General features: G+C 56.2%; 21 protein-coding genes. 14 read left to right on the top strand and 7 right to left on the bottom strand.

Features of this window, described 5'->3' with window-relative positions; all coding sequences use genetic code 11:
• Positions 1-57 precede the first annotated feature (57 nt).
• Positions 58-849, top strand: a complete 792-nt coding sequence (locus tag J2I47_RS02690) for a queuosine precursor transporter (protein ID WP_207363000.1) — start codon at positions 58-60, stop codon at positions 847-849.
• Here J2I47_RS02690 and J2I47_RS02685 read toward each other — a convergent pair whose 3' ends face one another.
• The gene (locus tag J2I47_RS02685) at positions 850-3,534 is read right to left on the bottom strand and encodes a CotH kinase family protein (protein WP_207362999.1); all 2,685 of its coding nucleotides are present in this window, start codon (positions 3,532-3,534) and stop codon (positions 850-852) included. It lies immediately after the preceding gene.
• Between the two features lie 102 nt (positions 3,535-3,636).
• Positions 3,637-4,383, bottom strand: coding sequence for a TrmH family RNA methyltransferase (locus tag J2I47_RS02680; RefSeq protein WP_207362998.1), 747 nt, complete (start codon positions 4,381-4,383; stop codon positions 3,637-3,639).
• Between the two features lie 232 nt (positions 4,384-4,615).
• Here J2I47_RS02680 and J2I47_RS02675 point away from each other — a divergent pair, with 232 nt between their 5' ends.
• The 6 genes from J2I47_RS02675 (at position 4,616) to J2I47_RS02650 (ending at position 13,796) form a co-directional block, all read left to right on the top strand.
• A complete protein-coding gene (locus tag J2I47_RS02675) occupies positions 4,616-4,948 on the top strand; it encodes a hypothetical protein (protein WP_207362997.1) in 333 nt (110 codons plus the stop codon).
• Positions 4,949-5,084: 136 nt separating this feature from the next.
• A complete protein-coding gene (gene tamL, locus J2I47_RS02670) occupies positions 5,085-7,724 on the top strand; it encodes a translocation and assembly module lipoprotein TamL (RefSeq protein WP_207362996.1) in 2,640 nt (879 codons plus the stop codon).
• Positions 7,725-7,843: 119 nt separating this feature from the next.
• The gene (locus tag J2I47_RS02665) at positions 7,844-8,665 is read left to right on the top strand and encodes a universal stress protein (protein ID WP_207362995.1); all 822 of its coding nucleotides are present in this window, start codon (positions 7,844-7,846) and stop codon (positions 8,663-8,665) included.
• Between the two features lie 127 nt (positions 8,666-8,792).
• Positions 8,793-11,228, top strand: a complete 2,436-nt coding sequence (locus J2I47_RS02660) for a heavy metal translocating P-type ATPase (protein ID WP_207362994.1) — start codon at positions 8,793-8,795, stop codon at positions 11,226-11,228.
• 279 nt (positions 11,229-11,507) lie between these two features.
• Positions 11,508-12,716, top strand: coding sequence for an ATP-binding protein (locus J2I47_RS02655; protein ID WP_207362993.1), 1,209 nt, complete (start codon positions 11,508-11,510; stop codon positions 12,714-12,716).
• 81 nt (positions 12,717-12,797) lie between these two features.
• Complete coding sequence (locus J2I47_RS02650; protein ID WP_207362992.1) at positions 12,798-13,796, top strand: hypothetical protein; 999 nt, start codon at positions 12,798-12,800, stop codon at positions 13,794-13,796.
• 41 nt (positions 13,797-13,837) lie between these two features.
• On the opposite strand, the gene J2I47_RS02645 is transcribed toward J2I47_RS02650, so the two are convergent.
• The 3 genes from J2I47_RS02645 to J2I47_RS02635 all read right to left on the bottom strand — a co-directional run bounded on the left by J2I47_RS02645 (position 13,838) and on the right by J2I47_RS02635 (position 15,654).
• Positions 13,838-14,236, bottom strand: a complete 399-nt coding sequence (locus J2I47_RS02645) for a group III truncated hemoglobin (protein WP_207362991.1) — start codon at positions 14,234-14,236, stop codon at positions 13,838-13,840.
• Between the two features lie 322 nt (positions 14,237-14,558).
• Complete coding sequence (locus J2I47_RS02640) at positions 14,559-14,981, bottom strand: hypothetical protein (RefSeq protein ID WP_207362990.1); 423 nt, start codon at positions 14,979-14,981, stop codon at positions 14,559-14,561.
• A gap of 112 nt (positions 14,982-15,093) precedes the next feature.
• Positions 15,094-15,654, bottom strand: a complete 561-nt coding sequence (locus tag J2I47_RS02635) for a cupin domain-containing protein (protein WP_207362989.1) — start codon at positions 15,652-15,654, stop codon at positions 15,094-15,096.
• A gap of 208 nt (positions 15,655-15,862) precedes the next feature.
• On the opposite strand from J2I47_RS02635, the gene ccoS reads away from it, so the two are divergent.
• The 7 genes from ccoS to J2I47_RS02600 all read left to right on the top strand — a co-directional run bounded on the left by ccoS (position 15,863) and on the right by J2I47_RS02600 (position 22,292).
• Positions 15,863-16,054 carry a cbb3-type cytochrome oxidase assembly protein CcoS gene (gene ccoS, locus J2I47_RS02630; protein WP_207362988.1) on the top strand — a complete coding sequence of 64 codons (192 nt, stop codon included), beginning with the start codon at positions 15,863-15,865 and terminating at the stop codon, positions 16,052-16,054.
• Complete coding sequence (ccoN, locus tag J2I47_RS02625; RefSeq protein ID WP_207362987.1) at positions 16,051-18,255, top strand: cytochrome-c oxidase, cbb3-type subunit I; 2,205 nt, start codon at positions 16,051-16,053, stop codon at positions 18,253-18,255. Before ccoS ends, ccoN begins: the two co-directional genes overlap by 4 nt.
• 117 nt (positions 18,256-18,372) lie before the next feature.
• The gene (locus J2I47_RS02620; protein WP_207362986.1) at positions 18,373-18,531 is read left to right on the top strand and encodes a hypothetical protein; all 159 of its coding nucleotides are present in this window, start codon (positions 18,373-18,375) and stop codon (positions 18,529-18,531) included.
• A 151-nt stretch (positions 18,532-18,682) separates the two neighbouring features.
• The gene (locus J2I47_RS02615; protein ID WP_207362985.1) at positions 18,683-19,465 is read left to right on the top strand and encodes a cbb3-type cytochrome c oxidase N-terminal domain-containing protein; all 783 of its coding nucleotides are present in this window, start codon (positions 18,683-18,685) and stop codon (positions 19,463-19,465) included.
• Positions 19,466-19,477: 12 nt separating this feature from the next.
• Positions 19,478-20,887, top strand: coding sequence for a cytochrome c oxidase accessory protein CcoG (gene ccoG / locus J2I47_RS02610; RefSeq protein ID WP_207362984.1), 1,410 nt, complete (start codon positions 19,478-19,480; stop codon positions 20,885-20,887).
• Positions 20,888-21,147: 260 nt separating this feature from the next.
• Complete coding sequence (locus J2I47_RS02605; RefSeq protein ID WP_207362983.1) at positions 21,148-21,579, top strand: FixH family protein; 432 nt, start codon at positions 21,148-21,150, stop codon at positions 21,577-21,579.
• Complete coding sequence (locus J2I47_RS02600; RefSeq protein ID WP_207362982.1) at positions 21,576-22,292, top strand: sulfite exporter TauE/SafE family protein; 717 nt, start codon at positions 21,576-21,578, stop codon at positions 22,290-22,292. Before J2I47_RS02605 ends, J2I47_RS02600 begins: the two co-directional genes overlap by 4 nt.
• Positions 22,293-22,403: 111 nt before the next feature.
• On the opposite strand, the gene J2I47_RS02595 is transcribed toward J2I47_RS02600, so the two are convergent.
• Positions 22,404-22,559 carry a hypothetical protein gene (locus tag J2I47_RS02595; RefSeq protein WP_207362981.1) on the bottom strand — a complete coding sequence of 52 codons (156 nt, stop codon included), beginning with the start codon at positions 22,557-22,559 and terminating at the stop codon, positions 22,404-22,406.
• Positions 22,560-22,652: 93 nt separating this feature from the next.
• Positions 22,653-22,979 (bottom strand): thioredoxin family protein, encoded by a 327-nt coding sequence (locus J2I47_RS02590; protein ID WP_229374212.1) that lies wholly within the window; start codon positions 22,977-22,979, stop codon positions 22,653-22,655.
• Positions 22,980-22,989 lie beyond the last annotated feature (10 nt).

Below are 22,989 nucleotides of genomic sequence, written 5' to 3'. Positions count from 1 at the left end.
TCCTGCCAATCCTGTCCAAAAACCTTTTTTATTGCCGCCTCAACCAATTTTCCTGTCATGCCCTCCTACTCATTCACGAATAAACGTACCAACCTCTACATTTTCCTGAGCGCGGTGTTTCTGGTCAATGCCATCATTGCCGAAATCATTGGTGTCAAAATCTTTTCGGGCGAAGCTACGCTGGGGTTGAAACCGGCGCAGATTCATCTGTTCGGCGATTTCGTGTTGGATTTCAATCTTACTGCCGGGGCGGTGATCTGGCCGTTCGTGTTTATCACGTCTGACATCATCAACGAGTACTTCGGCAAGGCGGGCGTACGGCGCATCTCGTTTCTGACGGCGGGTTTTGTGGCCTACAGTTTCCTTATCATCTACGCCGTGACCACGCTGCCCCCCGCCCAGTTCTGGCTCGACGTGAACAGCAAAGACAGCGCGGGCAATGCCATCAACATCAACAATGCTTTCCAGATGATTTTCCGGCAGGGGCTGGGCATTATCATCGGGTCGCTGACGGCGTTCTTGATCGGGCAGATCCTCGACGCGTCGGTGTTTCAGTACCTGCGGGGTATCACCGGCAGCCAGAAAATATGGCTTCGCGCTACCGGGTCCACGCTCGTCTCGCAACTTATCGACTCGTTTGTGGTGCTGGGTATCGCGTTTTATGTTTTTGGCAACTGGTCTATTGGGCAGGTGGTTGCGGTGGGGATCATCAACTACCTCTACAAAGCCACTACGGCCATTTTGCTCACTCCACTGCTCTACCTCGCGCACAACATCATCGACAAATACCTGGGCAAAGAGCACGCGCAGGAACTCGCCAACGAGTCGTCGATGAGCTCGTTTATGTGATTACCGAAGCAGTACCTGTGCGGTGTCATCCTGTCCATCAATAAACCCGCTGTTGGGCTGGCTGTCGGGGTCAGCCTGATTCGCGCTAATCACCTCTGCACGAATCAGTTGTCGACCGGCTACGTTAGTTCGGATAGCTTTGAATGTCAGCCGTTCCGAGCGATTAGCTGCCACCGCTGGCAGGGCCTGCGTTACAGCCTGCCCAGCATTGGTGCCGCCCGAACCCGGTACGTAAGCAAAGCCGCCGGGCAAGTCAACCCGCACCGAAACACCCGTGGCCGTTAGCCCTCCGGCGTTGGTGACCACCGCCTGAACCGTCACGGTGTCGCCGACGGCCAGCACCAGTTTGCTGGTAATTAATTGAAGGCTGAGGTCTGCTTTGGCCGGGTTCGCAGGGGGCTGGTTTGACAGTAGGGCCGGTAGCGGATACCCATTCGGATTGGGCGACCGACGAAGGGGCCCCTCGGCGTCGATTGTGCGAAAATCAACAAACGCAACATCATCTTCGCCGTCGCCACTACCCGAACCGAGGCGCGAGTCGGGGTCAATCCGCGAGGCAGACACAACTTCCAGGGCATTCAGCACCGTAGCCGCCGTGTCGGGGCGAACCCAATAGCTGACCGTTTCGCTCATACCTGCGGGCACCGTTAGGGGCGGCAACTGCACCAGCCCCGGCCCCACCTGCGTGGCACCGGTCAGCATGGACACGCGTGAAGGAAGTCGGTTCTGCACCACCACGTTCAGCGCGTCGGCAGGGCCGTCATTGTGTACCGTCACGCTCACCAGCACTGGTTGGCCTACTTCGGGCGTTCGGATGTTTACCTGCCCTTCCAGACTCAGATCGGCCATTTCAGACCGGTAATCGACCAGGAGCGAATCGGTGCGGGCACATCCTTCGGCGCTGCGGCTAACCACCCGATAATAGCCGTCGGTGAGGGGCGATGCGGCCCGGCTGATGGCAGTGCCCACCGCCGTAAACTGCCCCGGCCCGGTCCAGGCATAGCTGGCTGCGCTACCCGATGCCTGCATGTTTAGCGAGGGCACGTTCTGCATGTTGGCCGTAAGGCCATAGGCCAGGGTTACGGCTGGCGCTGTGGCATTGCTGAACGTTATGGTTGTTGGCTCCATCAGCAGCGAACAGCCCAAATTCCCTGAATAAATCAACTGCGCTGTATACGTACCCGACTGCCCCACCGTCAGGGTCGGCTGCTGGGCGTTCGGGACGTTGTTGTTGTTATAGAGCCATTGTTGCGTAGTTCGCTCACCAGCCTGGGCCAGCAGGGTATACTGCGTTTCGGGCTGGCAAACAGTGGTTGTCAACCCGGCATTGCCAACCAGACCGATTTGGTCAATATGGCCGTCTATGTAGTTTAAACGGGTCTGCATCCAGCTTTTCAGGTACGCTACCTCACCCGCATACGTGCCCCCGTGGGGCGTAAAGGGCAGGCCATCCTGCGTTAGTACCGGCCACCGCTGGAAGTTGCGCACCTGCGCTTCGTTCACCACCGCCGCCGACGAGTCGACGTAAGCCATCAGGGCATTGTTGCTGAACGCGGTTTGCCGCAGGGCTTTGTAGCGGCGACTCAGTTTAGCCGTAAACGCCGGGTCACGGAGCAGGCGTTCCCACCAGAACGATACGCTGCCCGGCACGTTGCAGACAATGCTTTCGCTCCAGGCCCAGCCCGTGGCCCCCGGCTGCCCGCAGTAGAACCCGTTGCCCCAGGCGTAGTTGTAGTCCCAGAACGGCCCCATGGTGAGCTTCCCGCCTTTGCTGTCGCGGTCTTTCGAGAAGTAAACGCTGACGGCGTAGGCATCGGCGTTTTTGGTCAGTTCGGTGAGCAGAAAGTAATCGACAAACGAATCGACGTCGGCGTAGCGGGCATAGCCGCTGGTGGGGTCTTTGAACTGCGGAGATTGCAGCGCGTTTTCAAAATCACGGATATACTGCTGGATATAAGCAAACTGGGCCGGTTGCAGGTTGGTGCTCTTGGGGTACTCTACTTCAAACTCCGTCACGGTTCCGGCCTGACGGCAGGTGTTGGTGTAGGCAGAACCAAAGCGCTGACCGCCATCGGGTGCATCAATTTTCATCAGGTAACCACCCGTGAGTTTATCACCGCTCACATCGGTTGTAGCGATGCTGGTGATGGGCACCCGGCTGGCTCCGCGCTTGATCTTTTCTTCCAGCACATATACGCCCAGGTACTGATTATCAATAAACAATTCCACAAACCGCGCCCGCGACGAGTACCGACCCATTTGGCGGGCCATCCAGTAGGTAAGCGGGTCACGCATCAGCGATTTGTCCTGATACGAGGCATACAGCACCCAATCGCTTTCGGCGGGCATGCCCAGCAACACACTGCTGAGGGAGGTGCCGTTGGCTTTCCAAAGCTCTATACCGTACGACTTTTTAGGGTTATTCTGTGAGGTGTTGCCCCGCACGTCGATGCCCAGGCGGGTCTTCAGTTCGGCGGTTACCGTGTCGGCAAGGGCATTGCGCCCACCGTTGGGGCTGTTCACTACCCACAGTCGTCCCGGCGTTTTGGGTGTGTCGTTGATAGCCGCACCATTGACCTGAACAACCAGCAGGGGTAAGTTAGAATTTGTAAATGACTGCGTTAAGCAATTCCCGTCAGTAATATAAAGTAGTAAGGTTAATAAACTAAGTAGTTGTTTCATCATTCGGTTTTATTTACACAATCCGAATGTAGTTTGAAACGCTATTCGCGATTACAATATCAATTATTTGGTATTTTCAACTGATTAAATGGTACATAACACCACTTATTGACCCCGTCGCAGGTTATCCAGTAACACCGCCGTGGCAATACTCACGTTGAGCGACTCGGCCAATCCGTAGCGCGGAATGGTTACCCGGTGAGTGATCAATTTTTCCACTGAGGGGCCAATGCCATTGGCTTCATTGCCCAGCACGATCAGGCCGCCAGCCGTTCCAAAAGTTAGTTGGTGAACGTCTTCGCCATCTAGGAAAGCCCCAAAAATGGGTTGGCGGGCCGTTTTCAGTATGGCCTCGAGATCACCGTACCACCACTGTATCCGCGTGAACGAGCCCTTACTGGCCGATATCACCTTTGGGTTGTACACGTCGGCGGTGGTGGCCGAGCACAAAATAGTGTCGATGCCGTACCAGTCGGCAATGCGCAGAATGGTGCCCAAATTACCAGGGTCGCGGACGTCGTCGAGCACCAGCGTCCACTGGTTGGGGGGCAGCGTGGGGGGTGTGTTAGGGCGCATCTGCACCACGGCAATGGCGGCGTTGTTGCTCTCCAGCGTACCCAAGCGGGTCAGCTCGTCGGGGGTAGCGATTTCCACCCGGCACCGTTGCGGGCTGATCAGGGCCGTATTATCGGTAATGAACGCATCGGTAGCCAGCAGCAGTTCGACCCGAAAAGCCGACGATAGCACTTCCTGTACGCTTTTGGCCCCTTCTACCAAAAATAGGTTTTCCTGTTGGCGGTATTTTTTCTGGTGCAGTGACCGCACCAACTGGGCAATGGCTTTAGAGAGCATCGAACGGCATACTGGAACTGATTGGCCCCGCAAGTTCCCTCTTTTTCAGCGGCACGCCAACTGGGCACCAAGCAACATCAGGTGATAAAATTCACATATGAATAGTTAAATAGGTCACTTTTAAAACAATTTTAATCCCCTACCGTTCCGATATAGTATCTTATCCAGACAGGGTGACAATGCGCCCACTTCACTATTGATGGGGCCATGATGCCTACTCAACGCGCAGCCCATGAATTACTTTCTCCCCTTCGCTACCAGCGCTTTACAGGCTGAACGAATCCACCGCCGTATTGCTGATCGCGTCACCAGCCTTGGCTATGCCATCAGCAGTGAGCGTATCTACGAAATCAATTATCGGGACATGGGCATGGCGGTGCACGAAGCCGTGGGTGCCATATCGGCCAACGGCGAAACGGTACTGGCTATTTTCAAAGGCCCGGCCAACTATTTTATCTGCACCTACAGCCGGGGCGTTGTCTGGGGCGAACCCATGCTGGCCTGCCCTACTTCTACCGACTCGGTGGAGTGCTTCGACGATGAAGCAGGGCCCGACGTTGGTTAAGGCGGCAACGACGGGACAGATACACAACCAGGCCTAAAGCGCGTTTTATCGACGGGAAACTGGGCGTAGTGGAATAACTTTACGCCAGCAGTGCTGCCATTATCTGTTAGGGCAGGCTGTCTTTGCGGCGTAGCGTATGGAGTTTATACAAAAGGGAATTCAGTTTATCAGGCATTTTTCAGCTCAACCCCGCAGCCAGCCCAGCGGCATCTACTATTGGCTTCGGCTGCTGCTGGTAACGGGGCTACCCTGGTGGCTCTCGGGCTGCCTGTCGGCCAGGCGAATTCCCGACAATCAGTACCTGCTCTATGCCCAGACCGTAAAAGGAAACCGGGTCGTTTCCACCGACGACCTCACTGCCCTGATTCCGCAACGGCCCAACAAACGCGTTCTGCAAACACCCCTGACCGTGGGGCTTTGGCTCTATCAGGCCTTTTCGGGTAACTACCGGCCCGACTCGGCCCGGCGTGAGCTGGAAGTACGCACAGCCCGGTTTGAACAGGAAAGCCAGGCCCTGGCCAATGATCAGCAGGCGCTGAAAAAGCTGAACCGCCGCTTCGACCGCGAGGCCAAGCGCCTGCAACGCTACATCGAAAAAGGCAACTGGGGCATGCGCACCTTTGGCGAGCCACCCGTGTATTTCGACGAGCAGAACGCCCGCGCCAACACGGCCAAGATGAAGCGGTATCTGAACAACAAAGGCTTTTTTCTGGCGAAATCGTCCTTTCGCGTCGATACCCTGGTCGACCGGCGGGTGCGCGTCAACTACGTGGTCAAAGAAGGCATTCCCTTCATCCTATCCACCATTACTTACGAAATTGCCGACAGGCACATCGACTCGCTGGTGACCCAAACGCTGGCAGCGTCACCGCTGAAGGCAGGTGCCCGCTACGACGAGGCCAACATCAACGCCGAGCAGGTACGGATTGAAACGCTGCTTCGCAATCAGGGCTACTACGGCTTTTCGCGCCAGTATGTTCAGTTCCGCGCCGCCCGCGACACCACGTTTTTACCTACCGATACCGACACCCTCTCGCAACCCGTTGACCTGTATGTGCAGGTGCTGAACCCACCGGGCAAAACGCATCCGGTCTACACCATCGGCGACGTCGACGTGAAGATTTTTCGCGACCCGGCCATTCCCCTCGACACGGTGGTGAACAACGGCATCCGCTATTTTATGGAACCGGGCATGTATTCGCCCCGGCTGCTAAACACCAAGATCTCGTTACGGCCCGGTGCGCTTTACCGCCAAATCGACTATGCCGACACCCAGCGGCAGCTATTTCTGCTCAACCAGTTCAAGTTTGCGTCCGTTAATTTCATCGACACCACCGGGCGAAAACTACGCACGCTGATTTCGGCCACCCCGCTCGACAAGTACGATTACAGCGTGGAGGGGGGCTTCACGCTGCTGTATCAGGCGCAGGGTAATTTGCCGGGGCCTTTCGGTAACCTTTCGCTGCGGGCGCGCAACCTGTTTGGTGGCCTCGAAACGTTTGAGGTGGCCCTCCGCCTGGGCATCGAAGCCCAGACCGGGTTTTCGACCCAGCAAAGTTCGCCCGTTTTCTATTCGGCTCAGGAGTTCGGCGTCACCACGTCGTTGCTCTTTCCGCAGATTCTGTTTCCGGGAAAGGTGCGGTTTCGGTTCAACACGCTCAACCCACGCACCCAGTTTTCGCTCGGCTACAACGCCAGCGTGCGCCCCGACTATTCGCGGCGGAACCTGCGCGGCACCATGACTTACCTCTGGCAAAAGTCACAGACCCGGCAGTTCACGGCCAGCATTTTGGACGTCAACTATTTGCAGTCGAACATCATATCGGCTGATTTTCAGAAGTTTGTCGATAATGCCGTACTCCAGGGCAGCACCATCGACAAGAGTTTTCGGAACGCTTTTTTCTCCAGCGTCAGCTTCGGCTACACCTACAACACCAACGTAATTGGCCAGAACAAGCGGGCTAATTTCTTCCGCGTCACCACCGAGTCGGGGGGCACCACGCTGAACCTGCTGAAAACAACGGATATCCTGTCGTTGACGCAGGCCACCGGGCTTGAGTTTTACAAGTACCTGCGTACCAACATCGACTATCGGCACTACCTGCCCCTGGCCCCCCGCACCACGCTGGCGTTTCGGGCCAACGCCGGGCTGCTGTTTGGTTACGGCCCCAACGAAACGGCCCCCTACGAAAAACGTTTTTTTGCCGGTGGCCCCAACAGCGTACGCGCCTGGCTGCCCCGTCGGCTTGGCTTGGGGGCCTCCTACCCCCAGTCTACCACCGATGCGGCGGGTTATCTGCCCGTATTCCGGGGCCCCTACGGCGAACGATTCGACTACAGCTTTGAGCGCCCCGGCGATGTACTGCTGGAAGGGTCGGCAGAACTGCGGGGGCGGTTGTTTAAGCTCTTCGCCGAAATAAACGGCGCGGCGTTTATTGACGTGGGCAACGTTTGGCTGCTGCGCAACCCGGTTAACCAACTCACGTCAACCACCCCCGCCAACGCCACCGGCGGGCCAGCGAACGCCGTGTTTCGGTCGGGCAACTTTCTCGAACAGTTTGCCGTGGGCACCGGCGTGGGGCTGCGTATCGACTTTTCCATCGTGGTGCTTCGCCTCGACGCGGCCATTAAAGTGTATGATCCGGCCCGTCGCTACCGCACCCTTGAAGGGCAGGAAGTCGACGAGCGATTTATACTGAGGCAGTTTTCCTTTAATCGGCTCACCACCGGACCCAACCCCGTGGTCCTCAATATCGGTATTGGCTATCCCTTCTGAGTAGTGGGTGAGGTCGACAAAGATCAGGCCCTTACCTGATGTGCATCAGGTAAGGGCTCGTTTTGCCGTGGTTGCTTTGTCATCAGCTAAACCACGACAAAAACGAACCTGACTGCTTTATGAAAACCATTGCTGTTGCCACCGACCTTACGCCCAATGCCAACCGGGCCACCCACTTCGCCATGCAACTGGCCCATGCCCAGCAGGCCAGTTTGGTTTTGATCAACGCCTTTCATTTCTGGCCGTCTAATCCCGCCGAAATTGGCGGTGATTTTCCGCTGAGTGCCAAGGCCATGTATGCCGACAGCCAGAAGCACCTGACCGAATTGGCACGGACACTACAGGCGCAGTTTGGCACCGACGTACCCATCCGGTGCATCACCCGCGAGGGCTACGCCATCCCGTCGATTCGGGCGGTGGCCGAAGCCGAAAAAGCCGATTTGCTGGTTATGTCGACAGTGGGTTCAGCCCCGCAAAGCGCGCAGCTGATGGGCAGCGTGGCTACCGAAATGATTGCCGAAACAACGGTGCCGCTGCTGCTTGTACCGCCCCACGCAGCCTATGGAACCATTGGCAATGTTGTACTGGGCATTGACCTCAACACCCCTCCCGACGCCATCACGCTCGACTCAACGCTTCACTTCGCCCGGCTCTTCGGCTGTGTCATTAATGTGCTGTGTGTCAATGACAAACCAGACGACCCCCTCATTCGCGAACGGGCCGAGCATATCCGGCGGCTGATAGGCTCGGTGCCGCACACCCTGACGATTGTAACGGGCGACGAAGTCTACGACACGCTGTTGACCTTTGCGCACACCAACAAAGCTGACCTGATCATGATGCTGCCCCAGCACCACAACTGGTTCTGGCGGCTCTTCACTGAAGGCAACACCGAACGCACAGCCCGCCTCACCGATATTCCACTGCTGGCTATAGTCTAGTGCGTTTATCTGGTGTCGTGTGTACCGCAAACCCGTATGCCGAGGCGGCTGTTCGGGTTGATGGAGGTCAACACCCGGCCTGATTTGCGTCATGCAACCGGAACGGACCAGGGTGGAACTTGCCCCTATGACGACCACTGCTCAACCCGCCCTACGCTGCTACCACTGCGGCGATACCTGCCCCGACCAGCCCGTTCAGCTGGGCGACAAAGCCTTTTGCTGCGCCGGTTGCCGTACGGTCTATCAGGTGCTGAGCGACCACCAGTTGTGCCAGTATTACGACCTTAATCAGCAGCCGGGCGTTTCGACCAAAAACGGCCCGCAAACGGCCCGGACGGCCTTTCTGGATCACCCCGACATCGTGGAAAAGCTGCTCACGTTCAGCAATGAGACCACGGCTACCACCACGTTTTTTGTCCCTACCATCCATTGCTCGTCATGTCTGTACCTGCTTGAGCACCTCTACAAAATTGAGCCGGGCATTACCCAAACGCGGGTCGATTTTCTGAAAAAACAGGTTCATGTTACCTACCAAAAAACGCAGTTAACGCTCCGGCAGGTGGTGGACCTGCTCACGTCGCTGGGGTACGAACCGCTCATCAGCCTGACCGACGTGGTGCAGCAGGGACAGAAACCCACCTACCGCCCCCTACTCTACCGGCTGGCGGTGGCGGGGTTCTGCGCGGGCAACATCATGCTGTTTAGCTTTCCCGACTACCTCGGCCTCGACGACCCCCTGTTCAAACAGTGGTTTGGTTTTTTTAACCTGCTGCTGGCTCTGCCGGTAGTGTTTTATTCGGCGTCAGGCTATTTCACATCCGTCTGGCAAAGCCTGCGCCGTCACGTTCGTGGCAGGCTCATCAACATCGACGCGCCAATTTTGCTGGGTATTCTGGTGGCCTTTTTCCGGGGCTGCTACGAAGTACTTTTTCAGCACGGCGCGGGTTATTTCGATTCGCTGACCGGGCTGATATTCTTTCTGTTATGCGGCAAATGGTTTCAGCAGCGCACCGTCGATTTTCTTTCTTTCGAGCGTGATTTCACCGCCTATTTCCCGTTGGCCGTAACACGGTTGTCGGGCGAAACCGAAGAGCCTATTCCCGTGGCGAACCTGCGGAAGGGCGACCGCATACGGGTGCGGCACGGCGAACTGGTCCCCGCCGACGCGCTGCTCTACCGGGGCAACGGCCAACTGGATTACAGCTTCGTGACGGGCGAGTCGGTGCCGGAGCCAAAACAGCCGGGCGACCTGATCTACGCCGGGGGGCGGCAGTTGGGCGAGGCCATCGACCTGGAGGTGGTGCGCGAAACGGCGCAGAGCTACCTCACCCAACTCTGGAACAATGAAGCCTTTACGAAAAAACAAAGCCGGTTTCGCTCCTTCGCCGACGGGGTGGGTACGTACTTCACCGTCATCGTGCTAACCCTCGCCCTGGTGGTGGGGGCGTATTGGCTGCTGTTTGCGCATGACCCGGCGCGGGCAGTCAACGCGTTTACGGCCGTGCTCATCATTGCCTGTCCGTGTGCGCTGTCGCTGTCGTACCCCTTCGCGATGGGCAACGGTCTGCGGCGGCTCGGGCAGCAGAAATGCTACCTCAAAAACGCCGACGTCATCGAACAGCTCGCCGCCTGCGACACCATCGTGTTCGACAAAACGGGCACGCTGACGGGTTCCGGTGAGCGAATGCGTGAAACCGCCTGTGCAGGAAATAAGGCTTTGAGCGTTGTAGAAGCATTTTCTGCGCCATTAACAAGCTACGAACGAGCCCTGGTGGCAGCGGTGGTACGGCAGTCGGTGCACCCGCTGAGCCGGCAGCTGACAAGCCATCTGACCGATGCGCCCGTGCTGGCTATCGAGGGCTTCACGGAAGTGCTGGGGCATGGTGTACAGGCCGTGGTCGATGGCTGGATCGTGAAAGTGGGCAGGTCGTCGTTTGTGACGGCTGAGTTTGTCCCCGACGTCAGCGAAACCACCGCGCACGTCAGCATCGAGCACCTGTACCGCGGCTGTTTCCAGATTCCCGTAGCCTACCGGCCCGGCCTGAACGCGATGATGACCCAACTGGCTGGCACCTATCAGCTCCATCTGCTCTCTGGCGATAACACCACCCTGACGAGTAACCCCCTGCTGGCTAAGTGGTTTGCCCCAGCGCATATGACGTTCAACTGTCCCCCGCAGGCCAAGCTCGACCGGGTAAAGGCACTACAGGCGCAGGGTCATCGTGTGCTCATGATCGGCGATGGGCTCAACGACGCCGGTGCCCTGAAACAAGCCGACGTGGGCATGGCCATCACTGACGACACAATCCAGTTTACCCCCGCCAGCGACGCCATTCTGGACGCCGGTTCATTGACCCAACTACCTGAATCTCTGCGCTATAGCCGCTTCGGCATGAACCTCGTCCGGTTCAGTTTCGGCGTATCGGTAGGCTACAACCTCATCGGGCTCAGCTACGCCCTCACCGGCCACCTCTCCCCCCTCGTCGCCGCCATCCTGATGCCCATCAGTTCCGCCACGATGCTCGCCATTGCAGCCATAGGTATGCGGTCGTGGCGGAAGTAAGCAGTTAACTAGTGGCCGTTCCCTCGGCCCGTAGGGACATAAGAGCCGCAGGCGTCGGTAGGAGAACCGTCTATGCCACTGTCCTCATGTCCCGTAGGGACACAATAGTCGCAGACGCCAACAGCCGCACACGTTACTCCAACGCTACACTGTTGTGCCTCTGACGGGACGTCAACCAGATTATAGCAATAGCAAGTATGTGGCAGACCCGAAAAGAAAAATTGCTTTTTACAGAAAGCAACTTTTAGCCTAAATTGCTTTCTGTAAAAAGCAATTTCTGTGGAAAATCTAGTTGCCAAATATGCTGCCAAGCGGCAACGTACATCGCTGACCTTCGTTCGCGATACCATCAATGTCATTGATTGGGAGCGAAATCAACTCATTGGGATCAAAGGAGCGCGGGGCGTTGGCAAGACAACGCTGGTGTTGCAATATCTGAAGCAACTGGCGAAACCAAGCGGTACCACGCTCTATGTAAGCCTCGATGACCTCTATTTCAGTGCCAATCGGCTCTATGATCTGGGGGCCACTTTTGTACGCAGTGGTGGTCAGGTACTGGCTCTCGACGAAGTACACCGCTACGCCAACTGGACGCAGGAGATCAAAAATCTGTACGATGATTTCCCTGACCTACGCATCATCTTCACTGGTTCGTCGGTAATTCACCTGGAGCGCAGCAAAGGCGATTTGAGCCGCCGGGCGGTGATGTACACACTGCATGGCCTGTCGTTCCGCGAGTTTTTGCAGATTCAGAATCTGGCCCAGCTACCCGTGCTGTCGCTGGATGATTTGCTGCTACGCCACTCCGAAATCGCCGCTGATCTGACTGCCACGTTCAAGCCACTAGCCCATCTGTCGACCTATTTTCAATACGGCTATTATCCCTATTTTCTGGAAAACGCGGATGTCTATGGTCAGAAGCTGACCGAAACGATCCGGCTGAGCCTGGAGATGGATTTGCCCGCTGCCTACGACATCAGCTACACCACTGTCGATAAGCTCAAGACGTTTCTGGTGGTGCTGGCGGAGAGCGTGCCGCTCAAACCTAACGTCTCAAAACTAAGCGAAAGCCTGCACGTGACCCGCAACACGGTAATCGATTTTTTGCATTACCTGGAAGAGCTGGGCATCCTGACGCTGCTTCACCGCGACCGTGTAGGCATGACCCGGATGCAGAAACCAGATAAGGTCTACCTGGCCCACCCAAACCTGCAATATGCCCTTGGTAGCCTGCAGACGGGGTTAGTACCCAACACCGGCACCCTACGCGAAAGCTTTTTTCTGAGCCAAACCCACCCCGTTCATCAGGTTGAATACACCGATCAGGGCGACTTCCTGCTCGACCGCCGCATCACCATCGAAGTAGGTGGCGCGGGCAAAACCGGGCAGCAGATCGCCACCCTCCCCAACGCCTACATCGCCGCCGACGACATCGAAATAGGCTTCGAGCAGAAGGTACCGCTGTGGCTGTTTGGGTTGTTGTACTGAAAGGTATAGCAATTGGCTGTACAAAGTAATTCGCTAAATTTATGACATGCACTGTTTAATAACCAAAGCGCAAGATAAATAATGGTCAATATTTTCAAAACAACGGATATGTTTGGACTAGGGCCTGCTATTATGGACTATTTCGCTTTCATCCCAGAAAACGAAGTGAACTATAATTACTATAAACTTAGACATCCAGGTGAAATTTATAATTTGGTCACGACAAGATTAATCACGGATGTCATAATTTTATCACATAAAGTAACAAATTATAATGAGGAAACAGATGATATATATCCATATTTTAGAATGGTTTTATACGACTTGTTTAAATTCTACGATTCATGCTTTGAAATAATGTTATGTTTCGCGGAGAAACATCCTGACAGACCTACTGGTTTTGTCGATAGGTGGCTTGAAAAAAAGCATTATATGATCGTCAGTGATTTCAAAGACAATTTCAAAAACGACGTTGAATTAATATTTTTGAAAAATTTATACAATAAATTGAAACATACAAGTAGTGAGATAAGATTTTTAAAAGTAAATAGCCAAGATGAGATAGGGTTTGGGTATTGGTTAGAAGTAGCAAATGATCACGGTGGAGTCGAACCCGACAGTCCTCCAACTTCCATAGCAAGTGAAATTAGGCGTATACAGTACATGATATACAAAATCAGCGATGCGTTATTAGAAGCTTTAAAAGTTCATGTGAGTTTATACTTTCCAGACAACACTTATTTGCACCAGTTGAGAGACGTAGAAGATACGATGTTTTTTCATTTACACGAAACTGTAAGGGATTTTCCTTTGTTTTTCTTAAAAAGTGAAAAACACAATATCTACTATAAAAGTAATTTCCTTAAAAACAATAACGGAAATCATATAGAATTTTCCAAAGAATTAATATCAGAAGATTTAATCAATAAGTATTTTACATCTCCTGTACATGGAGGATTTACAAATAGTGGTGATGGTTATACCAGACAATTCGCAATGCCTCACATGGGCCTTACAAATGAGAAACTAAATGATTTTAATTTACATGATATATCCAAACATCCCCCCAAGTTAATATAAAATTAACTGTACAATATTTCATAGTAATTCGAGAAAATTCTTCACCCATTCAATAATTCCATTCCCCTTAACCGGCCCTGCATGACGGTGGCGATGCCCTGGGCGCGGAGTAGGGCTTCCTGGGTGCGTTCGCCCGTGAAATGCTCGGTCAGGGTTTGTCGGAAAAGGGCTAGCCATTGCGTAAAGTGGGCGGGGCGGATGGGCGTTTTTCGGGCCAGCTCGAAATGGACGGGCATGGGGTTACCTGCATACGTACCCGTACCCAACAGCATACTCGACCAGAACCGCTCAATCTTGGGCAGGTGTTCGGGCCAGTTTACCTGCGCTACGCCGTCGAAGATGGGGCCGAGGTCGGGGTCCTGCCGGATACGCTCGTAGAAATGGGCCACGAATAGGGCAATGTCGGCGTCGGTGTCAATGTCGCGGGTCGGGGTGGGCATGCTTAATTGGCTTAGTATGTTGGTGTTACACTGGGTTAGTTCCCATGTGTATTGCTGATAGGCGCGTATTGCTGACGCGCGGCCCTTCGACAGGCTCAGGGTGACAGCCCATCTAATGCAGTTCAGTGAACTGATTCAAGTTTGTTGTCACCCTGAGCCTGTCGAAGGGCCGTGCGTCAGCCACTCGCGTCAGCAATACGCGCCTATCAGCAATACACCACAAAGCTACCTATACGTTTCGTCGCGGTTGTGGCGGAGGTGAATGATGTGTAGTTTTTAAACAGGCAAACCGTAAAGTCTTTGATAATGACCCTATTGTGTGTTAAATTAAATTCAGTCCGACCAGTTCGGCGAGGTAGGTGTTGCAGCGGCTTTTGATCTGGTCATAGCTGAGTAACGCACTGGAAATAAGCGCGTTGCTACTAACCGGCGACGTGAAATGAACATCGGTACAGGTGGCGGGTGGTGGGGTTGATGCACAGCCCCGACCATCGCAGACAACGTCTGTCTGGAGCTGATGGATATTGGTTTTCAACCGGCTAAGGGCCGAGGCGTAGGTCTGACTGAACTCGCTCAGGCTGCGGTAGGTATCAACCGGCAGGTCGGTTAGCAGGGAGAGCAGCTGGTCAATTTCGGCTTCGCTCTGCGAGAGTCGGCTGGCCCAGGACTGGTGTTGCGCCCGGCAACTGAGCACGCGGCTCTGGGCCTGATCCAGAGCAAAGGTGGGCAAGAGTGTGTTGTTCATGGTCATCGTTTACAGGAGGAAACCAGGCCACAAACGTCCGCCCCACGGCCTGCCCCGCACCTGATACGGGTCAGGCCATCGGGTGAGTTTCGTCAGCGAATGCCCGGCATGGTCAGTCAACGGTCATGGGTGGGCCCACGACTTTCATATCGTTTTGGGCGAAAATGGCGGCCAGTTCAGCGGGTGTCGGGGGCGTTTTCAGGGCGGCGACGGCCACAAAAAAATCTTCCAGCTTCCCGGCGGGTTGCATAGTCACCATCATTTTGCCCCGTTCGCTGAGCTGTATCCACGAATGCGGCACCTGCCGGGGCAGAAAAATCGTCTCGCCACTCTTGAGCCGATACTTGTCGTCGCCAATCTGAAAGGCGTACTCCCCGTCGATGACGGTAAAGACTTCGTCCTGATATGGGTGAACGTGCATGGGCGTACCCCGGCCGGGCGAGAGGCTGGTTTGCTCGAAAATGGCCAGATCGCCGTTCGTGTCTTTACCCGACACTTTTACGGCCAACACATTGGCATTAACGCCCTGGAGGTGGATTGGACCATGGTAGCGCCCTTCGCCAGCGGCTACTTTAAACCCCTTCTTTTCCCGATCGGCGGGGCTGACATCCGGGTTGCTGGCCATTAGTGGAACCGCGGCTAGTGTGTTGAGCATAAACATTCTGCGTTGCATGGGTTTGTCGGCGCGTTTGTTCCTGCGCCATACCGAAGCTACGCGGTGCCCCCCCCGTTCCGGTTGCCGTTGGCTAATACGTGGCTCTGAGTTGATTAACCGTGTCGGCGCGCCAGCACCTGATTTTAATCAACCAGTGAGCTAACAGGCCTCATGTGGGGGTGGGTGGGGCGGCGGCACCTTTGTCCCGGTCAATCACACACCGCCAATGGGTATCCTCTTTTTCATGATCGGCATCAGCTTCACCATCGCGCTGGGATTTCTGGGAGCCTTTATCTGGTCTATGAAGACCGGGCAGCAGGACGATCTCTACACCCCCGCCATCCGGATGCTGCTCGACGATGATGCCCCGGCTAACCCCTCGCCTGCTTCCTCAAACACCAACGCTACCGCCCTATGAACGTCTCGCCTGAACGACCCATCAATATCATCTCCCCGGATCGGGCCAAACTCGGCCAACCGCTGTCCGGCTCGCCAACGGGTGCTCCCCCCACGCTCGAACGCTTTGCTTATGACAACCGCATCGTGCGCGATTTCGGCGTAGCCACCATCATCTGGGGCATCATCGGCATGGTCATTGGCGTGCTGATTGCCTCCCAGTTATTCGCCCCGGCGGCCAACCTCGGCAACCAGTATACCACCTTCGGGCGCATTCGGCCGCTGCACACCAACGCGGTCATTTTCGCCTTTGTGGGCAACGCCATTTTCATGGGCGTCTACTACTCGCTGCAACGGCTCTGCAAGGCGCGGATGTTCTCCGACCTGCTCAGCAAAGTCCATTTCTGGGGCTGGCAGGCCATTATTGTGGCGGCGGTAGCCACTCTGCCGCTGGGCCTCACTACCTCCCACGAATACGCCGAACTGGAGTGGCCCATCGACATTGCCATCACGGTGATCTGGGTTGTTTTCGGGGTGAACATGTTCGGCACGATCATCAAACGGCGCGAGCGGCATCTGTACGTGGCCATCTGGTTCTACATCGCCACGTTCGTCACGGTGGCCGTGCTGCACATCGTCAACTCGTTCGAGATGCCGGTGAGCCTGTTCAAAAGTTATTACGTCTACGCCGGGGTGCAGGACGCGCTGGTGCAATGGTGGTACGGCCACAACGCCGTGGCTTTCTTCCTGACCACGCCCTACCTGGGCATGATGTATTACTTTTTGCCCAAAATGGCCGGTCGGCCCATCTATTCCTACAAGCTGTCGATCCTGCATTTCTGGGCGCTCATTTTCATCTACATCTGGGCGGGGCCGCACCATCTGCTCTACAACAGCGTACCCGACTGGGCGCAGTCGCTGGGTGTGGTCTTCTCTGTTATGCTCATTGCCCCGTCGTGGGGCGGCATGATCAACGGGCTGCTTACCCTGCGCGGGGCCTGGGACAAGGTGCGCGAAGACGCCATTCTGAAATTTATGGTGGTGGGCCTGACGGCCTACGGCATGGCTACGTTTGAGGGACCCATGCTGGCCCTGAAAAACGTCAACGCCATTGCTCACTTCACCGACTGGGTGGTGGCCCACGTGCACGTTGGGGCGCTGGGCTGGAACGGCTTTCTGACCTTCGCCATCCTGTACTGGCTCATTCCTCGGTTGTACAAGACGCCGCTGTACTCGAAAAAGCTGCTCAACGCCCACTTCTGGATTGGCACGCTGGGCATTCTGTTCTACGCCATTCCGATGTATGTATCGGGCTTTTTGCAGGGTATGATGTGGAAACAGTTCACACCCGATGGCCTGCTGAAATACCCCAATTTTCTGGAGACGACGCTGCAACTGTTGCCGTTGCACATGATGCGGGCATTTGGCGGGGTACTCTACCTGACGGGGGCGATCATGATGGGTTATAACCTGTTCAAAACCATGGCCACCGGTACGCTCGTGGCGAACGAACCCGCCGAAGCACCCGCCCTGGAAGCCATTTACGTACCCACGGGGCAGGACACCTACTGGCACCGCTGGATCGAGCGAAAGCCGATGCCGCTGCTGGTGGGGTCGCTGGTGGTGATCCTGATTGGCACGATGGTGGAGCTGATCCCAACGTTTATGGTCAACTCCAACGTGCCCACCATCGCGTCGGTGATGCCCTATACAGCGCTGGAGGTGGAAGGCCGCGACCTCTACATCCGCGAGGGCTGCGTAAACTGCCACAGTCAGATGGTGCGGCCGTTCCGGTCGGAAACCGAACGCTACGGCGAGTACTCGAAGGCAGGCGAATTTGTGTATGACCACCCGTTTTTGTGGGGCAGCAAACGCATCGGCCCCGACCTGCACCGCGTGGGTGGCAAGTACCCCAACGCCTGGCATTTCCACCACATGCACGAACCCGTGTCGATGTCGCCCGGCTCGATCATGCCGCCTTACCCGTGGCTGCTGACCCAAAAGCTCGACGTGCATCTGACCACCAAAAAGCTCCGGGCACTGCGCTCGGTGGGCGTTCCCTACACCGATCAGGCTATCGCCAATGCCCCCGCCGATCTGCAGACGCAGGCCAAAACGATCAGCACCGACCTCGCCGCCAACGGCATCAACGTGCAACCCGACCGTGAAATCGTAGCCCTCATCGCCTACCTCCAACGGTTGGGGACGGACATTAAAAAATAAGTGATAAACGATGAACGGGAAGTGATGAGTTGGCTGACGCCAGCATAATCATGCCGCACCGGAATACCGGCCATCCCACTCATCACTTACCGTTCATCACTCACCACTAAAAAAGTCATGTTCAAGCAATTCATCGCCAAAATTCCGGGTGCCGACACCTACATGGTGACCTCATTCCTGATCTTCCTCGTGTTCTTCGCGCTGGTAGGTTTATACCTGATTTTCGCCGACAAAAAGCACCTCAGCCACTTGAGTCAGTTGCCATTAGAGGACTAAAACCACCCCACCCCCAGCCCCTCCCCTTAAACCAAGGGGAGGGGGACTACTTCGGCGTAAGCTACGCTTCCCGAAACACTAGCGAAGCTGCTCTAAAGCGGCTCCCCTCCCCTCCAGTTGAGGGGAGGGGCTGGGGGTGGGGTCACACGCCATGACCAACCCATCTACCTTCTGGAACCCCACGTCGGGCACCGACCTGCTCTGGCTGTTTATCACCATCCTGATTGCAGCGGCGGTGCTGCTGACCCTGGCCATCAGCCTTTATTTGCTGCTTACCCTGCAAAAACTACTTGAGCCACAGGTGGTTGCGCAGCCGGTGGTGCCGAAAGAATCGTTCTGGAAACGGTTTATCGGGCTGCATTCGCTGGAACAGGAGCATACGCTGGCGATGGAGCACACCTACGACAACATCGTGGAGCTTGACAACCCGCCGCCACCGTGGTTCATGGCCCTGTTCTACGGCACTATCGCCTTCGGGCTGGTGTACCTGGGCATCTACCATGTCTTCGGCACCGGCGATGTTATGGCGCAGGAGTACACCCAGGAAGTAGCCATCGCCAACCAGCAGCGCGAGGCATATATCAAGCTGGTGGCGGGTAAGATCAACGAAAACACTGTAACACAACTAGCTGACAGCAAAGGCATTGCCGCAGGCCAGGCCCTGTTTACGACCTACTGCACGGCCTGCCACGGCACCAAAGGTGAAGGCATCGTTGGCCCCAACCTGACCGACGATTTCTGGCTCCACGGTGGCACAATCAAGGCGGTCTATCACACCATCAACGAGGGCGTCCCCGAAAAAGGGATGGTGTCGTGGAAGAAGCAACTCAACCCGCTTCAGGTGCAGCAGGTAGCCAGTTTTATTCTGTCAATAAAAGGTACCAACCCACCCAACGGCAAAGCCCCGCAAGGAGAAAAAATGGCGATGCAGTAAACAAACAACCCTATGACAACCACCGCCACCTTCCGCGAAGTGCCACCGAACCAGACCGACAGCGGCAGCCGGAAATGGCTCTACCCACGTCTGGCTACGGGACGGTATTTTCGGGGGCGGGTGGGGCTGGCCATGGTACTGCTGGCGGGCCTGTTTGCCGGACCGTGGGTACGCATTGCGGGTGAGCCGCTGTTTCTGTTCAACGTGCTCGAACGGCGATTCGTATTTTTCGGCGTACCGTTCTGGCCGCAGGACTTCTACCTTGTTGCCATCGGCCTGCTGGTGTTTATTGTCTTCATCGCCGGCTTCACGGTGGTCTACGGGCGGGTGTGGTGCGGGTGGGCCTGTCCGCAAACGCTCTTTATGGAGATGGTATTCCGGCCCATCGAAGACTGGATTGAGGGGGACCATAAGGCAAAAAGACGCCTCGACGCGGCCCCATGGACGGCCAACAAGATCTGGCGTAAAACGCTCAAAAACAGCCTGTTCGTACTCATTTCGTTTGTTATTGCCAACACCTTTCTGGCCTATATTATCGGCACCGACGCGCTGCTGGCCATCGTCACCGACAACCCCGCCCACCACCTCGTCGGGCTGGGGGCGATGGTTGTGTTTACGGGCGTTTTCTACGGTGTGTTTGCCCACCTCCGCGAAATTGTCTGCCTCGTTATCTGTCCCTACGGTCGCCTGCAAAGTGCGCTGCTCGACAAGCAATCCATCATCGTGGCCTACGATGACCGCCGCGGCGAACCGAGGGGGAAGAAAATGAAACATGAAGGTTTTCCGGCTTCCTCAGCGTTTCCTGAACAGCCCGCCCACGGTGACTGCATCGACTGCCAGATCTGCGTGCAGGTGTGCCCCACGGGCATTGATATTCGGAATGGGCTGCAGATGGAGTGCATCAACTGCACGCAGTGCATGGACGCCTGCGACACGGTGATGGACAAAATTGAACGCCCCCGCGGCCTGATCCGCTATGATTCACTGGAGGGCATCGAGACGGGAAAACCGTGGCGCATGACCACCCGCATGTGGGCCTACACGGCCGTTTTGGCCCTGTTGGTAGGGGTCTGGGTAGTCCTGCTCACCACCCGCGCCGACCTCAGCATCACACTCTTACGGGCACCGGGCCAGCTATTTCAACGCGCCGCCGACGGACAAATCATGAACCTGTATACCCTCGACGTGTTGAACAAAACTAGCCATCCCATCACCGTTTCCTTGCGCCCAACCGTGGCTGGGGCCACCATCCGCTACGTGCAACCGCTGACCCAGCTAGCCGGTGGAACCTCAGCCACGGCCACGTTTTTCATCGCTATTCCGCCCAACAAACTGGCCGGCAGCAGCCTGAGCATTCCCATTGATTTAGTAGAAAACGGCAAGGTCGTTGAGCAGATACAGACCCGATTTTTCAACCAATGAAAGCGCTGATGATGCAGGTGGGTCTGATGTGGCTACGCGTTGTAGTGTGGCTTCGCTAGCTAGGCCCTTCGACAGGCTCAGGGTGACAGGCTAATAAGCAATCATCTCTAGTTGATTCAAGGTCGTGGTCACCCTGAGCCTGTCGAAGGGCCTAGCTAGCGAAGCCACACTACAACGCGTAGCCAGGCGAAAGCAACTACGCCGAAGCCAACTATTCACTCACCGGACCGCCGGACCGTCACTCATTCACTCATTATACTATGTCCTGGGGCAAAGCTATTATCCTGATTTTCATCCTGTTTGCGGGCTTCATCGGCACCCTGGTGTACCTGATGCACCGCGAACGGATCGACCTTGTCCGCGATGATTACTATCAGGACGAAATCGCCTATCAACGGCAGATCAACCGCGTGGTCAATGCCCGGCATATCGACGTGACGACGATTATTCAGTACGTACCCACCCGCCACGAAATCCGGCTCAACCTGCCCGATTCGCTCCGGCACGGCACCTTCCTGCTCTACCGCCCCGCCGACCGCCGGCATGATGTGCGACTGGCGCTGACCGCCACCACGCCAACGGTCAGCACCATTGCCATGCAGGAGAAACCCGGCGGACTCTGGCGGGCGCAACTCACCTGGAGCAATGGACAGCGCGACTTCTATACCGACCGTGAACTGACCCTTCCATGAACGTCTGGTACGTCACCGCCCTGTTGACCGGTCTGGCCGGAAGCCTGCACTGCATTGGCATGTGTGGGCCGCTGGCGATGGCCCTGCCCGTGGGTCGTTTTCCAACCGCGCAACGTGGGCTGGTTCGGGGGCTGTATCACGCGGGCAGACTGCTGGCCTACAGCCTGTTAGGCGCGGTGGTGGGTACACTGGGGCAGGGCCTGCTGCTGGCCGACTTGCAGCGACCCGTAGCCATCGGCGCGGGGGTATGGCTACTGCTCTGGGTGATCTGGGCAAAGACCTTGCCCGGTGGTTTTCACGCATCAGCCATCACCGGCAAGCTGACGGCGTCACTGGCGAGACTGCTCCGGCAACCCACTCTGCCACACATGGCCGGGCTGGGCTTCTTAAACGGACTGCTGCCCTGTGGTTCTGTTTACGTGGCCCTCGCGGGGGCGCTGGCTACGCCTTCGCCGGTGGCCGGGGCGGCTTATATGCTTGTCTTCGGGCTGGGTACGTTGCCTGCCATGATCGGCCTGAATGTGCTCATAAGCCGCCTTACACCCCTCACGAGGCAGTATTTGGGCCGGAGTTTGCCCGTGACCACCGTGCTTGTGGCCCTCTGGCTGATTGTGCGTGGCGTTGGGCTTTCCGGCAACACCTCTGCCAGTCATTCCGGGGCAATTCCGGTTTGTCATGGCAACGGCGTTTTGCTGACGGCGAAAGGGCAGTAACAATCTACTACTACTACTGGCGTTGGCCTGCCTATACTACAACCAACACCGGCCAGCTATCGACATGTTTCGATAGCTGGCCGGTGTTGGTTAACTCATTGGCGTTCCGGTCTACTTCCCGCCTTTTTTGGGTTTGGGCGACAGATCCGGGGGCGCAATGGCGGTGCCGGTCTGTTCATATTTGGGAATTTTATGCACACCATGCACCTTGGGGGCCTTAGTGGCTACCTTTTTTCCGTTCTTGTTTTTCTTCTCGTCGTTCGACATACCACGTTGGGTTTATAGAGAGAACACCCTACCGCACAAAACGCTTTAATTAATACTGTCCGCGGGGTGTCTGTGGCCTGGTCTGGCCCGCAATCAACCGCCCAGCAACCGCTGCGACAGGGCTGTTAGCGTGGCCTCGTCGGGGATACCCTCCTGCCGCCAGAGTTCCACCCCCCGTCGCACCAGCACAAACGCCGGGGTGTGGATGATGTCGAAACTCCGGGTTACCTCCGGGTGAGTAGCCTCGTCGATTTTCAGAATGCGCAGCGAGCCGTTCAGATGGCGTTGCAACGAATCGGCGAGGGAGGTCAGGGTGGCGCGCTGCTGCCGGTCGGGCGGCATAAACAGCAGCAGTACCGCCAGGTTGGCCGGAATGATCAGGGGGGGTGTGTCGCTGAGTGTCATGGTCGGATAGCCCATGGTAGTCTAC

The sequence above is a fragment of the Fibrella rubiginis genome (assembly GCF_017353185.1).
GTDB classification, from domain to species: domain Bacteria; phylum Bacteroidota; class Bacteroidia; order Cytophagales; family Spirosomataceae; genus Fibrella; species Fibrella rubiginis.
Note: the sequence above shows the minus strand (reverse complement) of the source record. Positions and strands in the feature narration are given on the sequence as shown.

Excerpts from the sequence above, each read along its gene's own strand:
- J2I47_RS02690 (WP_207363000.1), top strand. The coding sequence starts at position 58 with ATGCCCTCCTACTCATTCACGAATAAACGTACCAACCTCTACATTTTC.
- J2I47_RS02685 (WP_207362999.1), bottom strand. The coding sequence starts at position 3,534 with ATGATGAAACAACTACTTAGTTTATTAACCTTACTACTTTATATTACT.
- J2I47_RS02680 (WP_207362998.1), bottom strand. The coding sequence starts at position 4,383 with ATGCTCTCTAAAGCCATTGCCCAGTTGGTGCGGTCACTGCACCAGAAA.
- J2I47_RS02675 (WP_207362997.1), top strand. The coding sequence starts at position 4,616 with ATGAATTACTTTCTCCCCTTCGCTACCAGCGCTTTACAGGCTGAACGA.
- tamL (WP_207362996.1), top strand. The coding sequence starts at position 5,085 with ATGGAGTTTATACAAAAGGGAATTCAGTTTATCAGGCATTTTTCAGCT.
- J2I47_RS02665 (WP_207362995.1), top strand. The coding sequence starts at position 7,844 with ATGAAAACCATTGCTGTTGCCACCGACCTTACGCCCAATGCCAACCGG.
- J2I47_RS02660 (WP_207362994.1), top strand. The coding sequence starts at position 8,793 with ATGACGACCACTGCTCAACCCGCCCTACGCTGCTACCACTGCGGCGAT.
- J2I47_RS02650 (WP_207362992.1), top strand. The coding sequence starts at position 12,798 with ATGGTCAATATTTTCAAAACAACGGATATGTTTGGACTAGGGCCTGCT.
- J2I47_RS02645 (WP_207362991.1), bottom strand. The coding sequence starts at position 14,236 with ATGCCCACCCCGACCCGCGACATTGACACCGACGCCGACATTGCCCTA.
- J2I47_RS02640 (WP_207362990.1), bottom strand. The coding sequence starts at position 14,981 with ATGAACAACACACTCTTGCCCACCTTTGCTCTGGATCAGGCCCAGAGC.
- J2I47_RS02635 (WP_207362989.1), bottom strand. The coding sequence starts at position 15,654 with ATGCAACGCAGAATGTTTATGCTCAACACACTAGCCGCGGTTCCACTA.
- ccoS (WP_207362988.1), top strand. The coding sequence starts at position 15,863 with ATGGGTATCCTCTTTTTCATGATCGGCATCAGCTTCACCATCGCGCTG.
- ccoN (WP_207362987.1), top strand. The coding sequence starts at position 16,051 with ATGAACGTCTCGCCTGAACGACCCATCAATATCATCTCCCCGGATCGG.
- J2I47_RS02620 (WP_207362986.1), top strand. The coding sequence starts at position 18,373 with ATGTTCAAGCAATTCATCGCCAAAATTCCGGGTGCCGACACCTACATG.
- J2I47_RS02615 (WP_207362985.1), top strand. The coding sequence starts at position 18,683 with ATGACCAACCCATCTACCTTCTGGAACCCCACGTCGGGCACCGACCTG.
- ccoG (WP_207362984.1), top strand. The coding sequence starts at position 19,478 with ATGACAACCACCGCCACCTTCCGCGAAGTGCCACCGAACCAGACCGAC.
- J2I47_RS02605 (WP_207362983.1), top strand. The coding sequence starts at position 21,148 with ATGTCCTGGGGCAAAGCTATTATCCTGATTTTCATCCTGTTTGCGGGC.
- J2I47_RS02600 (WP_207362982.1), top strand. The coding sequence starts at position 21,576 with ATGAACGTCTGGTACGTCACCGCCCTGTTGACCGGTCTGGCCGGAAGC.
- J2I47_RS02595 (WP_207362981.1), bottom strand. The coding sequence starts at position 22,559 with ATGTCGAACGACGAGAAGAAAAACAAGAACGGAAAAAAGGTAGCCACT.
- J2I47_RS02590 (WP_229374212.1), bottom strand. The coding sequence starts at position 22,979 with ATGGGCTATCCGACCATGACACTCAGCGACACACCCCCCCTGATCATT.